This window comes from Phytobacter ursingii (genome assembly GCF_001022135.1).
Classification (GTDB): domain Bacteria; phylum Pseudomonadota; class Gammaproteobacteria; order Enterobacterales; family Enterobacteriaceae; genus Phytobacter; species Phytobacter ursingii.
In genome coordinates, this window is the sequence record NZ_CP011602.1 from 4,479,446 (window position 1) to 4,493,447 (window position 14,002).

At 52.0% G+C, this 14,002-nt stretch carries 13 protein-coding genes; 7 read left to right on the forward strand and 6 right to left on the reverse strand.

Going from position 1 to position 14,002, the window contains the following annotated elements:
• Position 1: 1 nt before the first annotated feature.
• Positions 2-676: a 6-hydroxyaminopurine reductase gene (yiiM, locus tag AB182_RS24655; RefSeq protein WP_047372372.1), complete on the reverse strand. Its 675-nt coding sequence runs from the start codon at positions 674-676 to the stop codon at positions 2-4.
• A gap of 209 nt (positions 677-885) precedes the next feature.
• On the opposite strand from yiiM, the gene AB182_RS24660 reads away from it, so the two are divergent.
• On the forward strand, positions 886-1,731 hold the full coding sequence (locus AB182_RS24660; RefSeq protein WP_047373431.1) for a dihydrodipicolinate synthase family protein: 846 nt from the start codon (positions 886-888) through the stop codon (positions 1,729-1,731).
• A gap of 44 nt (positions 1,732-1,775) precedes the next feature.
• On the opposite strand, the gene kdgT is transcribed toward AB182_RS24660, so the two are convergent.
• Positions 1,776-2,759, reverse strand: a complete 984-nt coding sequence (kdgT, locus tag AB182_RS24665; RefSeq protein WP_047373432.1) for a 2-keto-3-deoxygluconate transporter — start codon at positions 2,757-2,759, stop codon at positions 1,776-1,778.
• A 257-nt stretch (positions 2,760-3,016) separates the two neighbouring features.
• Positions 3,017-3,637, reverse strand: coding sequence for a superoxide dismutase [Mn] (sodA, locus tag AB182_RS24670; protein WP_039077321.1), 621 nt, complete (start codon positions 3,635-3,637; stop codon positions 3,017-3,019).
• Between the two features lie 538 nt (positions 3,638-4,175).
• Between sodA and AB182_RS24675 the strand changes: the two genes are divergently transcribed.
• The 3 genes from AB182_RS24675 to AB182_RS24685 are packed head-to-tail and all read left to right on the forward strand — an operon-like array spanning position 4,176 to position 6,961.
• Entirely contained in the window at positions 4,176-5,153 is a 978-nt protein-coding gene (locus tag AB182_RS24675) for a TRAP transporter substrate-binding protein (RefSeq protein WP_047372373.1), read from the forward strand.
• Between the two features lie 9 nt (positions 5,154-5,162).
• On the forward strand, positions 5,163-5,657 hold the full coding sequence (locus AB182_RS24680; protein WP_047372374.1) for a TRAP transporter small permease: 495 nt from the start codon (positions 5,163-5,165) through the stop codon (positions 5,655-5,657).
• Complete coding sequence (locus AB182_RS24685) at positions 5,654-6,961, forward strand: TRAP transporter large permease (RefSeq protein WP_047372375.1); 1,308 nt, start codon at positions 5,654-5,656, stop codon at positions 6,959-6,961. Before AB182_RS24680 ends, AB182_RS24685 begins: the two co-directional genes overlap by 4 nt.
• Positions 6,962-6,995: 34 nt before the next feature.
• Here AB182_RS24685 and rhaR read toward each other — a convergent pair whose 3' ends face one another.
• The 3 genes from rhaR to AB182_RS24700 all read right to left on the reverse strand — a co-directional run bounded on the left by rhaR (position 6,996) and on the right by AB182_RS24700 (position 9,687).
• A complete protein-coding gene (gene rhaR, locus AB182_RS24690; protein WP_047372376.1) occupies positions 6,996-7,844 on the reverse strand; it encodes an HTH-type transcriptional activator RhaR in 849 nt (282 codons plus the stop codon).
• 79 nt (positions 7,845-7,923) lie between these two features.
• Complete coding sequence (rhaS, locus tag AB182_RS24695; protein WP_047372377.1) at positions 7,924-8,757, reverse strand: HTH-type transcriptional activator RhaS; 834 nt, start codon at positions 8,755-8,757, stop codon at positions 7,924-7,926.
• A gap of 258 nt (positions 8,758-9,015) precedes the next feature.
• On the reverse strand, positions 9,016-9,687 hold the full coding sequence (locus AB182_RS24700; protein WP_047372378.1) for an oligogalacturonate-specific porin KdgM family protein: 672 nt from the start codon (positions 9,685-9,687) through the stop codon (positions 9,016-9,018).
• A gap of 477 nt (positions 9,688-10,164) precedes the next feature.
• Between AB182_RS24700 and rhaB the strand changes: the two genes are divergently transcribed.
• The 3 genes from rhaB to rhaD all read left to right on the forward strand — a co-directional run bounded on the left by rhaB (position 10,165) and on the right by rhaD (position 13,838).
• Positions 10,165-11,634: a rhamnulokinase gene (gene rhaB / locus AB182_RS24705; protein ID WP_047372379.1), complete on the forward strand. Its 1,470-nt coding sequence runs from the start codon at positions 10,165-10,167 to the stop codon at positions 11,632-11,634.
• A complete protein-coding gene (gene rhaA, locus AB182_RS24710) occupies positions 11,631-12,890 on the forward strand; it encodes an L-rhamnose isomerase (protein ID WP_047372380.1) in 1,260 nt (419 codons plus the stop codon). Before rhaB ends, rhaA begins: the two co-directional genes overlap by 4 nt.
• Positions 12,891-13,007: 117 nt before the next feature.
• Entirely contained in the window at positions 13,008-13,838 is an 831-nt protein-coding gene (rhaD, locus tag AB182_RS24715) for a rhamnulose-1-phosphate aldolase (protein WP_047372381.1), read from the forward strand.
• Positions 13,839-14,002: the final 164 nt, after the last annotated feature.

Genomic DNA, 14,002 nt, shown 5'->3' on the forward strand with positions numbered 1-14,002 from the left:
GCTACTTACCCCGCAAACGTCGGGAGTTATCTTCGATTTTTCCGCTACTTCGCCGATTTTGAATCGTTCTTGTCCAGCTGGCCGAAAGCCCCGCTGCGGACACCAGCCTGCGATATTGCTCATCGTCAAAGGGCATATGCCAGGCGATTGCGGCGGCATCCAGGACGCTCACGTCGCTATTACGTGATACCCGTTCCAGCGGCGCGTCGACGTTAACTTTTCCGCCAGTAATGACCCGATAAAGCCAGCCAACGCGCCCACTCGCTTGCATCTGCGAAGACATGTCGCTAATGGAAAAGTGAAAGTTAAGTTTGAAGCAGGGCGATCGCGGCTGCGTCACCTGAATGAGGGCATTTCCCCAATGGAAAATATCACCGATAAAGACATTGCTTTCCGTCAGCCCTTCGGTCGAGAGGTTCTCGCCAAACGCCGGGGCGAAGAAAAGCGCCGCCTGTTCGGGAAACATCGTCTTCCAGTGAGCGTAGTGTTCGCGGGGATAATGACAAAGCGCCCGGTCCGTGCCGCCATGGTAAGAGGTCTCCGCCTGCTCATCACCGGCTAACCCCCGTTCCGTTAACATCAACTCGCCTTCCACCTGCAATTTGGCAATAGCACTGGGTCTGCTGCCCGAATAATCCCTTATTTTCCCTGTAAAAACATTCACCGGATGCTGCATGTCCCCTCCCCGGGCTTATTCATTGTCGAGGTATTAGACCACACTTTTTAGCAATAAATCGTGCAGAAATGCGACACCGATACGCCTGCGGTTTACACGTCCGTGCTATGACTTAATGGAGAAGTGAAACGCAATTTCATATTCAAGGAGACAATGACGTGAAGAAGAAAAATGAATTTTATGGCGTCTGGTGCCCGTCCATTACGCCCATGACATCGGCCGGTAAAATCGACCTGAACGGATTGAGACAGCATATTTCACGCCTGACCGAGGCCAGCATTGACGTCGTGTTGCTGATGGGCAGCATCGGCGAATTTGCCTCTTTCACCCTTGATGAACGACTCATGCTTATCCGGGAAGTACGCGGTATGACGCCCGGCACACTGGTCGCGAATGTTTCCTCGACCTGCCTGAATGATGTGGAGTGGATGGCGGATGAAGCCTTCCGCACGGGTTACGATGCCGTTATGGTCCTGCCCCCTTATTACTATGGGCAAACGTCTGCGCAATTGCTGAGCTACTTTCGCCATCTGGGGCAACGGCTGAAGGGTAAGTGGTTTGCCTATAATTTTCCGGCCAGGACCGGCTGCGATCTGACACCCGAAATTGTCGCAACGCTGGCAGCAGAATTCCCGAACTTCGCTGGCATCAAAGATACGGTCGATTGCCAGTCGCATACGCGCAACATCATTCTGGCAACCGAGAAAATCCGCGATGATTTCGCCGTACTGTCGGGGTATGACGAATACTTCATCCCCAATCTGCTGGCAGGCGGTGCGGGGGTTATCTCCGGGCTCAACAACGTAATGCCGGAACTGTTTGTCAGGGCGCGGGAAGCATGGAAACAAAACGATTTGGCTACGCTGCATGAAGCCCAACGCGAGATGGGCAAATTCATGTCGATTTACACCATTGGCGAGGATTTTGTTACCACTATCAAAACCGTGGTAGCCCGGAAATTCGGTTATTGTGGCGCAACGTCCCGCAATGCGGGCGGCGAATTAACGCCAGCGCAATGTGCACAGATTGATGAGGTTTTCGGTATCGGCCATTAAAAAAACCGGCCTGAGAAGGCCGGTTTCTCTTTTAAACCACGGCGTTATTTCACCGCGCCGCGCAAATCCGCAACCACGGCATTTCCTTTCACTTTGCGTGACCAGAGAGAGGTCAAAATCGGCACCAGAATAGAGGTCACAATCACCGATGTCGCCACCAGCGCGGTCGCGGCGGGCGCCATCGCTTTAAACTCCGGTACCATCTCGGCAATCAGCACCGGTGTCGCCACCGCCGCACCGGCGGAACTCGAGGCAGCAAGCCCGGCGGTACCATCCCCACCGCCCAGTACTTTATCAGCAATAATCAACGGGATGCCGGTAATCACAATCACCGCCAGCCCCAGCAGGATACCGAGCAATCCGGTCTGCGCGATAACGCTGAGATCGATAGTGTTCCCCAGCGCAAAGGCAAAAAACGGAATCAGCGTCTGCACCGCTCGGGTGAAGAATTCACGTAGCTCCGGATCCAGGTTGCCCAACCCAAAACCAATCAGGAAGGGCAGCACCGCGCCGACAAATACGTGCGGTTCAAAAGAGGCGATACCCGCCGTCCCCAGAATCACCATCGTCATCAGCGGGCCGGATTCAAGCGACATCAATACAAATGCCCCGGCCTCTTCTTTGGTGCCATATTGCTGCATGATCGAGGCATAAAGGCCGCCGTTCGTCATATCCATAGAGGCCACCAGCGCCAGCGTCGACAGCCCGGCAAAGAAACCGGCTTCCACACCGTGAGCCGGAATCAAGCGGGATGCTACCGCCGCTACCACCCAGGCCACCGCAATTTTAGTCACCACCAGCGTGCCAGATTTACGCAATACCGTCCCGGTCGCGCTGAGCTTAATCGATGCGCCCATGCAGAAAAACCACACCGCCAGAATCGGCACGGTACCGGTAATCATGCCATTGGTGAAGGAACCAAAATATTTCCCGGCCCCAGGCGAAAACGTATGGCACAGCGCCCCAAGAAACAGAGGAACCAACATCATCCCACCGGGGATTTTTTCTATTGCACGTTTGATTTGCATATCGCCACCTGTAAAACAGTGAGTTTTGCGCGCCATCTCACCCTATCGGCGGGCGTTTCCAGCGCTGATGGCAAAATGTTAGAACGTCGTCACACTCAGAAAAGTGATCTCCCATGCAAATTCAAAACAATATTTCATTTTTATTGGATATGCGTTTCTTTTGATTTCAGTAGCTGATCAGAAGCCATAAAAAAACCCCCGCTGGCGATGTCAGCAGGGGTCTGGTTTGCCTGTAAGAACGGGCTATTTAGCGAAAATTATTTCTTCGCAGCGAAACGTGCCGCAGCTTCATCCCAGTTCACTACGTTCCAGAACTCTTTGATGTAGTCCGGGCGGCGGTTCTGGAATTTCAGGTAGTACGCGTGTTCCCACACGTCCAGACCCACAATCGGGAAGCCAGACGCGCCAGAAATCGCTTCACCCATCAGCGGGGAATCCTGGTTAGCGGTAGAGACGACAGCCAGTTTGTCGCCTTTCAGCACCAGCCACGCCCAGCCAGAGCCGAAGCGAGTTGCAGCTGCTTTTTCGAATTCAGCTTTAAAGTTATCAACGGAACCAAAGTCACGCTCGATAGCCGCTTTGAGGTCACCCTGCAGGGTGGTGCCTTTTTTCAGGCCTTTCCAGAAGAAGCTGTGGTTAGCGTGACCACCCGCGTTGTTACGCAGAACGGTTTTTTTGTCAGCCGGCAGTTGGTCCAGTTTGGTGATCAGCTCTTCAGCAGACAGACTGGCGAATTCAGGCAGGCTTTCCAGCGCTGCATTCGCATTGTTTACATATGTCTGGTGGTGTTTAGTGTGATGGATTTCCATCGTCTGCTTGTCGAAATGAGGTTCAAGTGCATCGTACGCGTAAGGCAGGGATGGCAGTGTATAGCTCATACTAATCTCCATTATTGTCGGGCGGCAGGTATGTTAACGCCGCGTAATCAGTTGGTTCATTATAGTTAGTTAAATGATATTGAAAATGTTTATCAATGCCGTAGTTTTAATATGGTTATAACATTCTGTTATGAACCCGTGCCGACAAGAGGAATAGCGCAGCGACAGACGAAAAAAAGATCGCTAAACGCTACACACAAATGGAGTGGCTGGTTAACAGGCCATCATCAAAACAGTGGAGCATCAAAGAGGGAGGATCATTGGCTGGCACAGCCTGGATATCAGTAAGTTGAACAACCAACACAAGGTGTCCCGTGGTCTTTGCCCTTTGCGGTCATGGAAGACACTTCATCGCACTTTCCCCTGCTTTCACTCAAGAACCTTCCTTTATAAATTCCTGGTTTAAAGGTTTTGTGAATTCCCGATTGCCTGGCCTTTGTTTTTTGCCGCGTTTGCGTATTTCCTGGCAAAACTTCAAAGGTCTCCTCTCTCTGAGCACAGTAATTTCAGCAGCAAATTCACTCATGGAGAGGTTTATATGACAAAACGACGGATAGTCCGGGCACTCTTTTTATGCCTTTTTATCTTGCCTTTCGCCGCCCCAGCGAAAACGATGCTTCGTCTCGCCTACGCGGAAAATAGCCAGCCCGTAAAAGATGCGCTGCGCTTTTTAGGGGACGAAATCGAAAAAAACACCCACGGCGACGTTCAGGTCATCTATTTTCCGGACGGGCAGTTAGGCGGTGAACGTGAGCTGGTGGAACTGACGCAGGTTGGCGTGGTGGATATCACGAAGGTGTCTTCCGGCTTGATGGAAAGCTTTTCACCTCTCTATGGCGTCTTCTCGCTGCCGTATCTCTTTGCCAGCAAAGAAGAATATTACAAGGTCATGGATAACCCGCAGGTGATGGAAGGGGTATATCAATCCACGGCTGAGCGAGGCTTTATCGGTGTGGGTTGGTATGACTCAGGCGCCCGTAATTTTTATATGACCAAAGGACCTGTTAACGGTGTGGCGGATCTGAAAGGGAAAAAAATCCGCGTCATGCAAAGCGTAACGGCCATCAATACCATGAAATTACTTGGCGCCTCGCCCATCGCAATGGGTCAGGCCGAAGTCTACACCTCGCTGCAGCAAGGCATTCTCGATGGCGCGGAAAACAATGAGTTCGCACTTACCATCGCCCGGCATGGCGAAGTCGCCCGCTTTTACACCTACGACATGCACACCCGTATTCCAGACATTCTGGTCATGAGCCAGCAGGCCATCAAAAAGCTCACCCCTGAACAACTGGCGATTGTAAAAGACGCAATTAAGGCCTCAATCGATTTTGAAAAAGCGGCCTGGGATGCCGAGATCGAAAAAACCCGCCTGCAGGCTGTAAAAGACTTCAACGTTGAATTTAACGATGTTGATAAAAAGCCCTTCCAGGACGCCGTACAACCCATCTATGAAAGCCTGAAGGAGAAACCCGTACTGTATGCGCTGTACCAACGTATTCAGGCGGCAAAATAAGGATTTATCATGAATAAAATAAGAAAGTTACTCGATAAAATACTGGAAGTGCTTACTTGCCTGATGCTGGCAATGATGGTCATTACCGTGTGCTGGCAAGTTATCAGCCGCTATGTTCTCGGTACCCCCAGCACATTCACCGAAGAATTACTGCGCTTTGCGCTGGTCTGGCTCTCCATGCTGGGTATGGCTTATGTCTCGGGAAAACAGCAGCACATCTGCCTGACGCTATTCCTTGATAAGGCATCCCCTCTGCTGCGCACGCTCTGGACGCTGGTACTGCAAATATGTTTTGGTCTTTTTGCACTCTACGCGTTGATTATCGGTGGGCTACAAATATCGTCCATTTCAATGGCGCAATACTCCCCTGCCCTGAACATATCAATGGGCCACGTCTACTACGCCCTGCCGCTGGGTGGCATCCTCATCATTATCTACAGCGTGCTGAACATCATGGACAGCCTGCGCAATATGAAAGCACTTTCAGGGACGGAATCCGCATGATTGAACCACTGTACGCCGCCAGTTTGATGATTGGCGTCTTTGTTATCCTGCTGGCGATGGGCGCACCCATTGGCTTGTGTATTGTCATTGCATCCTGCAGCACCATGATGCTGGTGCTGCCTTTTGATATTGCGATGTTTGCCACGGCGCAAAAAATGTTCTCCAGCCTGGACAGTTTTGCACTGCTGGCAGTGCCATTCTTTGTGCTGGCGGGGGTCATCATGAACAGCGGAGGGATCGCGATTCGTCTGGTGAACTTTGCGAAATTATTTACCGGTAAGCTGCCCGGCGCGCTGTCTTATACCAACATTGCAGGCAACATGATGTTTGGCGCCATTTCTGGCTCCGCCATCGCCGCCTCCACATCCATTGGCGGTGTGCTGGTGCCGATGAGCGCACGAGAGGGTTATGACCGGGGTTTCGCGTCTGCGGTCAATATCGCCTCCGCGCCAACAGGAATGCTTATTCCCCCTACCACCGCCTTTATTTTGTATGCGCTGGCCAGTGGCGGCACGTCAGTCGCTGCACTCTTCGCCGGCGGCCTGGTGGCGGGTGTACTGTGGGGTGTCAGTTGCATGGTGGTGACATGGGTCGTGGCAAAACGATGCCATTACACGCTCACGTTTGCCCTTGAAAAAGGCATGGCCTGGCGAGTCACCAAAGAGGCGCTGCCAAGTCTGTTACTTATTGTGATCATCGTGGGCGGGATAGTCCTTGGCATTTTCACCGCCATTGAAGCGTCGGCCGTGGCGGTGGTGTATACCCTTTTTCTGACAATGGTGCTCTACCGCACGCTAAAAATAACAGACCTGCCCAACATCCTCATCCAGACAACCGTCATGACCGGGGTGATCATGTTCCTGCTGGCGACCTCATCAGCCATGTCGTTCTCCATGGCCATTACGGACCTTCCGGCAGCGCTCAGTAAGCTGATTCTGGGTATCTCGGAAAGTAAGTTGGTTATTCTGCTGGTCATTACGTTGTTTTTACTGGTGATCGGTGCCTTTATGGATATCGGCCCGGCGATATTGATATTCACGCCCATTTTGCTACCGATCATGCTGAAACTGGGCGTTCACCCGGTGCATTTTGGCATCATCATGATTTATAACCTCGCGTTTGGCACCATCACTCCACCGGTGGGCAGTGGCTTATACGTGGGGGCAAGTGTCGGAAAGGTGAAGGTTGAGCAGGTATTAAAACCGCTGGTTCCGTTTTATATCGCCATCATCGCGATGTTACTGCTTATCACCTATGCTCCAGAAACGACCTTATTTTTGCCACGTCTTCTGGGCGTGATGTAACGCTGTGGCTCCCCCGGTGCCGCCCGGGGGTTGCTCAGGCGGCATGCCGTCCGCGCTGTCGCCACTGGCTTGGGGTCATCCCTGTTTCACGGGTAAATACAACCGAAAAGTAGTTACTGTCTTCAAATCCACAGCGCATGGCGATCTCACCTATCATTAACTCACTGTGCTGCAACAAATATTGCGCATGACAAATGCGTAGCTGACGCAGGTAATGGTTAACGGTCATCCCGGTCTGATCGCGGAATTGCTGACGTAGCGTACGTTCGCTGCATTGTTCACGCTCGCAAAATTGTTCCAGCGTAAAGGTGCAACTCAGGCTGCCAGATAGCGTGGTAATTAACTTATCCAACAGCGCTTCACTGCGGGTCGCCGCCAGATTATCTGCCGCAAAACGGTGCCGCCGTAGCGTGAGCACCAGTTGTGCGAACAAAACCTCGGCCATCGTGTTAGACAGGGCATCGTCCCTGGTATTTTCCTGCTCAAGCTGCGTAATCACCTGACGGACCTGGGCCATACCGGAACTACCCATTCGCCAGTGGGGGGTTAAATCCGCCCCATTCCAGCCGGGAATGTGCGCCTGCCAGTCAAAATTAAGCGACAACCTGTCGGGGCAGTAGATGATGTTTTGTAAAACCAGATCGTTAACCGAAGCATACGAGTGACGATCTTCGGCGCGAATATAAAAAAGATCGCCGCGTGTGATCCGGTAGGGCCGGTCATTAAGCACATGTAAACCGTTGCCCCGCCAGACCAGCACCAGCTCGCAAAACTCATGGGTATGCTCAGCAAACACATTTTGCGGGTAGCGGTCAGCAACCGTGACCGCCTGTCCAGGCCGCGGAAAAAAATCAGCTTTACGAAGGATTAAATGCCCTGCCACAAATTCACCTCTGCTGTGCTCAACCTGCCATTATTAGCTGATTGGCAGCAAAAATACGGTGATTACCTTCTCGTTACTGTCACTGCAGAAGTGTGTCGCGCCCCTGACGAATATCGCGAGGAGACCAGTCAAACTCGCGGCGAAAAAGCGTGGAAAAATGGTTACTGTCGCCGAAACCGCAGCGAAAAGCGATATCAGTAATACTGTCGTCACTGTGGCGTAGCAAATGGCGCGCTTTGATTAACCGTACGCGATTGAGATAACGTTGCGGCGTCAGCCCGGTATGTTGTTTCATCTGCCGATGGAGTGTTCGCAAAGAAAGCGAGAATTTATCGGCCAGGTGTTCCCAGTTCACATCGTCGGCGAAATTATCTTCAAGCCACATCATCAAATGATTGATCTGCATATTATTTTCGACAAAGTTATCGTCGAGGCAGCTTTGACGCAACAGCACAAGAAGCTGCATAAACAACACTTCGCGGCTGGCAATTGCGTGAATATTGTCATCCTTGCATTGCGCCATCTGGTCAATAATGGGACGCGCCTGTTGCAGTACGCTCTGGTTGATACGCCAGTGTGAAACATACTGCCCGTCTTCCTCTTGCGGCAGTAACTTATCCAGACCGGAAATAAACTGGAAGCCCTTCGGAGAGCGATAAAGCACATTCGTCAGGCACAAATTTTCCGTGTGTTCATAAAGATGGCGGTCTTGATCGCGAACAAAACAGATCATGCCACGGCTCAATGTATAAGGCTGACCGTTAAACACATGAATGCCGGTTCCATGCTCGACCAGGACAATTTCATAGAAATCATGGTCATGTTCAGGGAAGGCTACCTGCGGCAGTCGCGGCTCAATGGCGACCGTCGCCGTACCTGAGGTAAAAAAATCAAAGCCATGTAATTGTGCCATCTTCATTGCCTCCACATCAGTGAGAACTAGCATAGTGAAGGGTGATGAATGGCACCTTGAATTTTTGACAGCAAAAAATATAAATCCTGCTATTTTTTCAAGACGGGGCGCAGAATAAATCGAAAATGTTAGATCGATCACATAACTATTTTCATTAGAAAACAAAGGAAAAAAAGCCGACATCTTTTTCATGATGCCGGCCAAATAACCACAATAAGAAAAGTACTACCTGGCTTATCGCTTAGAGAATATCAATCATCAAAAGCTATATCCCACACCAATACGGAAACGCGTTTGTCTTTCATCAGAAGTACTACGTACTGAAACATTACCAATCTCTACGTACGGCGTCCATTTGTCTATAATGTATGCGGTGCGAAAATTAAACTCGTAATTATCCCGACCATTATCGAAAAGGTTATATTTCTCAGCTTTCTTATAAATACCTTCAACGGTCCAGTCAAAATTATTCCATTTGTAACCAGCCCAAACATCCATGCGGTTTACGGTATCATCATCCCGCGAATCAGACGAACGGCGGATATATTCGAAACGGTAACGTGCACCCACCCACCAGCTATCGTTTAATGTCCATGTCGCGCGCAAATAAGGTTTGTAGGTGGCATAACCGTTCCCCGTTTCCAATACAAAACCAGGCTGCCAGGCCACCGCCCCTGATTTATATTGATAGCTTAGCGTATACTCATTTCCCTGTGATTCCATGTCATTAAAGGGTTTATCGGTATCGTCGCCACCGGATTTGGATATTGCCTCAATGGCAAAACCAAACCCGTTCTCGAAACGATGCGAAATATAAGCACGATCGTAATTTGCTTTGCTGTCATCCAGATATTCATGGCGAACATCCACATACACTGCCTGTGCGCTTGATACCGCAAGCGGTAATAATAAGAATAACAATTTTCTCATACAAACAATCCATTGAAGTGAAAAAATAAATTTTAAAGGAAAGTATCCCATGACTTCGCGAACAACCTAATTTAAATGAAAAATTGTTTCAATAATTCTATCGAGGTAGTTACAAATATGAGAGCGCCATCAAAAACAGTAATAAATAAAATAAAAAACACATCAGTAATAAAAATATCAAAACTTAATAAATCATCACAAAAAATAATTAGGCAATCCATAAATATTATAACTCATTGTTTTTAATGGGTTAATAAATAAAACCATTCAACAGAGAAATAATAATTTCTGCTTGCCTTGATTTCTTTTTCCCCCTGTAACCCTGGTGTCGACAAAAGGTATTGCGCCAACCGTGATTTTTATCATGCCCATCTTTATTTGATTGCCATGTTGCCGTCTTTGCTGTCACTACCATCAAGGTGGCGCGAGAAAGGCATTTATACACTGTCCTTCACTCTTTGATTTGGGACTCTAATCATGACATTTCGCCATTGTGTCGCCGTTGATTTAGGCGCCTCCAGCGGGCGTGTAATGCTGGCCCGCTACGCGACGGAACAGCGGACCCTCACGCTGCGTGAAGTTCATCGCTTCCCCAACTATCTGGAAAAAAACAACGGTTTTGACTGTTGGGATATTGATGCGCTGGAAGATGAAATTCGTCTCGGGCTGGAAAAAGCCTGCACGCAGGGCGTCACTATTGACAGCATCGGTATCGACACCTGGGGTGTGGATATCGTGCTGATCGACAAACAGGGTGCTCGCGTTGGCTTGCCGGTTTCCTATCGCGATCATCGCACGGATGGCATCATGGCCACGGCAGTGGAGCAGTTGGGCAAAGCCAACATTTATGGCCGCAGCGGTATCCAGTTTTTACCGTTTAATACCCTCTACCAGCTACGCGCGCTGGCGCAGCAACAGCCGGAGATTGTCGCCGGGGCCGAGCATGCATTGCTCATCCCCGACTATTTCAGTTTCCGTCTGACCGGCAACCTGAACTGGGAATACACCAACGCGACCACCACACAACTGGTTAACATCGATAGCGACAACTGGGATGCCACGCTGCTCAACTGGGCGGGCGTGCCTGCATCCTGGTTCGGTACGCCAACCCATCCGGGTAATGTTATCGGTCACTGGCAAAACCCGCAGGGCACCGCTGTTCCCGTGGTGGCGGTAGCCAGCCACGATACCGCCAGCGCGGTTATCGCTTCGCCGCTGAAAAACGCCAATGCCGCCTATCTCTCTTCCGGCACCTGGTCGCTGATGGGTTTTGAAAGCACCACGCCCTACACCAGCAGCGATGCGCTGGCCGCCAATATCACCAACGAAGGTGGCGCGGAAGGTCGCTATCGCGTACTGAAAAACATTATGGGGCTATGGCTGTTGCAGCGTGTTGTGAAAGAGCGCGATATCCGCGACCTGCCCGCCCTGATTGCCCGTACCTGCGAACTGCCCTCCTGCCGTTTCGTGATTAACCCGAACGACGAGCGTTTTATTAACCCGGAAAACATGGGTGAAGAAATCCAGGCCGCCTGCCGTGAAAGCAATCAGCCGGTCCCACAAAGCGATGCTGAACTGGCGCGCTGCATTTTCGATAGCCTGGCCCTGCTGTATGCCGATGTCCTGAGCGAACTTGCCGCCTTGCGCGGTCAACCTTTCACTGAACTCCATATCGTCGGCGGCGGCTGCCAGAACCACGTTTTAAATCAACTGTGTGCCGATGCCTGTGGACTGCCCGTTATAGCAGGCCCCATCGAAGCCTCTACGCTGGGCAATATCGGCGTACAACTCATGACGCTGGGCGAACTCAGCGGCGTGGATCCCTTCCGTGATGTGGTGAGCACCAGCTATGCGCTGACCACCTTCACACCCAATCCTGACAATGAAATTGCCCGAAACGTCGCGCGGTTTCAGCAGAAACGACAGACAAAGGAGCTTTGCGCATGACCACTCAACTTGAACAAGCCTGGGAACTCGCTAAACAGCGTTTTGCCGCTGTAGGCATTGATGTCGAAGAGGCCCTGCGCCAGCTCGACAGACTACCGGTATCCATGCACTGCTGGCAGGGCGATGATGTCGCCGGGTTTGAAAACCCGGAAGGCGCTCTCACTGGCGGTATTCAGGCAACCGGCAACTATCCGGGCAAAGCACGCAATCCTCAGGAGTTGCGTGCCGATCTGGAACAGGCCCTGAGCCTGATCCCTGGTCCTAAGCGCCTGAACCTGCACGCGATGTACCACGAAGCGGGTCCATCGGTCAGTCGCGACGCGATCAAGCCTGAACACTTCAAAAATTGGGTTGAGTGGGCAAAAGCCAACAAATTGGGTCTGGATTTCAACCCGTCCTGCTTCTCACACCCGATGAGTGCCGACGGCTTCACACTTTCTCATGCGAACGATGAAATTCGTCAGTTCTGGATTGATCATGTGAAAGCCAGCCGCCGGATCTCCGCTTACTTCGGCGAACAACTGGGCACGCCATCGGTAATGAACATCTGGGTACCGGACGGCATGAAAGATGTCACCGTTGACCGCCTGGCACCGCGTAAACGTCTGATGGCGGCGCTGGATGAAGCGCTGAGCGAAAAGTTCGACCAGGCGCATCACATCGACGCCGTTGAAAGCAAGCTGTTCGGTATTGGCGCAGAAAGCTACACCGTCGGCTCAAACGAGTTTTATATGGGGTATGCCACCAGCCGCCAGACTGCCCTGTGTCTGGACGCGGGTCACTTCCACCCCACCGAAGTCATTTCCGACAAGATCTCCGCCGCCATGCTCTATGTACCGCGTCTGCTGCTGCACGTCAGCCGCCCGGTACGCTGGGACAGCGACCACGTGGTCCTGCTGGATGATGAAACCCAGGCCATCGCCAGCGAGATTGTGCGCCACAACCTGTTCGACCGCGTACACATCGGCCTGGATTTCTTCGATGCCTCTATCAACCGTATTGCCGCGTGGGTTATCGGCACCCGCAACATGAAAAAAGCCCTGCTGCGCGCCCTGCTGGAACCGACAGAACAACTGCGTCAACTGGAAGCCGACGGCGATTACACCGCCCGTCTGGCGCTGCTGGAAGAGCAGAAATGCCTGCCGTGGCAGGCGGTGTGGGAAATGTATTGCCAGCGTCACGACACCCCGGCCGGCAGCCAGTGGCTGGAGAGCGTGCGGGCGTATGAGAAAGAGGTATTGAGTCAACGCGGGTAAGACCGCCCTCACCCTAACCCTCTCCCACGGGGAGAGGGAACTTTTACCCCCTCTCCCTCAAGGGAAAGGGCCGGGGTGAGGGGGAATCCTCACCGCGATAACAGGAACCAAACGACTATGCAGAATATTATCAACGCCTGGTTCACCCAGGGCATGATCAAAGCCACCAGCGATGCCTGGCTCAAAGGCTGGGATGAACGCAACGGCGGCAACCTGACCCTGCGTCTGGACGCGGCAGACATTGCCCCGTACGAAGCTGATTTCCACGCCGAACCGCGTTATATCGCGCTCAGCCAGCCGATGCCGATACTGGCGAATACCGCGTTTATCGTCACCGGCTCGGGCAAATTCTTCCGTAACGTCCAGCTCGACCCGGCCGCTAACCTCGGTGTGGTCAAAGTGGACAGCGACGGCGCGGGATACCACATTCTTTGGGGTCTTACCAACGAAGCGGTGCCAACGTCTGAGCTGCCGGCCCACTTCCTGTCACACAGTGAACGCATCAAAGCTACCGACGGCAAAGATCGTGTCATCATGCACTGCCATGCCACCAACCTGATCGCGCTGACCTATGTGCTGGAGAATGACGCCAGCCTTATCACCCGCAAACTGTGGGAAGGCAGCACCGAGTGTCTGGTGGTCTTCCCGGATGGCGTCGGCATTCTGCCGTGGATGGTGCCGGGCACCGATGAAATCGGTCAGGCCACCGCAGAAGCCATGAACAAACATTCGCTGGTACTGTGGCCGTTCCACGGTGTCTTCGGAAGCGGTCCGACCCTGGATGAAACCTTCGGTCTGATCGACACCGCGGAGAAATCCGCAGAAGTGCTGGTGAAAGTCTATTCGATGGGCGGTATGAAGCAGACCATCACCCGTGAAGAACTGATTGCGCTGGGTAAACGCTTTGGCGTCACCCCGCTGGCCAGTGCGTTAGAGCTGTACCAATAAGAACATCACATAATCCCTCCAGGCGATGACCAGGAGGGAAACTCTGTTACCTGCAAACTATCCATTCCCTAAGGATTTCGCGGTGCAGGAAGGCGGCGGCGCAGCGAATCCCCAGGAGCTTACAGGAGTAAGTGACTGGGGTTTGCGAGAACGCCAACGCACCT

Coding starts and splice junctions, on each gene's coding strand:
- rhaB (WP_047372379.1), top strand. CDS start 10,165: ATGACATTTCGCCATTGTGTCGCCGTTGATTTAGGCGCCTCCAGCGGG.
- AB182_RS24700 (WP_047372378.1), bottom strand. CDS start 9,687: ATGAGAAAATTGTTATTCTTATTATTACCGCTTGCGGTATCAAGCGCA.
- AB182_RS24685 (WP_047372375.1), top strand. CDS start 5,654: ATGATTGAACCACTGTACGCCGCCAGTTTGATGATTGGCGTCTTTGTT.
- AB182_RS24675 (WP_047372373.1), top strand. CDS start 4,176: ATGACAAAACGACGGATAGTCCGGGCACTCTTTTTATGCCTTTTTATC.
- rhaD (WP_047372381.1), top strand. CDS start 13,008: ATGCAGAATATTATCAACGCCTGGTTCACCCAGGGCATGATCAAAGCC.
- AB182_RS24680 (WP_047372374.1), top strand. CDS start 5,163: ATGAATAAAATAAGAAAGTTACTCGATAAAATACTGGAAGTGCTTACT.
- yiiM (WP_047372372.1), bottom strand. CDS start 676: ATGCAGCATCCGGTGAATGTTTTTACAGGGAAAATAAGGGATTATTCG.
- kdgT (WP_047373432.1), bottom strand. CDS start 2,759: ATGCAAATCAAACGTGCAATAGAAAAAATCCCCGGTGGGATGATGTTG.
- rhaA (WP_047372380.1), top strand. CDS start 11,631: ATGACCACTCAACTTGAACAAGCCTGGGAACTCGCTAAACAGCGTTTT.
- sodA (WP_039077321.1), bottom strand. CDS start 3,637: ATGAGCTATACACTGCCATCCCTGCCTTACGCGTACGATGCACTTGAA.
- AB182_RS24660 (WP_047373431.1), top strand. CDS start 886: ATGACATCGGCCGGTAAAATCGACCTGAACGGATTGAGACAGCATATT.
- rhaS (WP_047372377.1), bottom strand. CDS start 8,757: ATGGCACAATTACATGGCTTTGATTTTTTTACCTCAGGTACGGCGACG.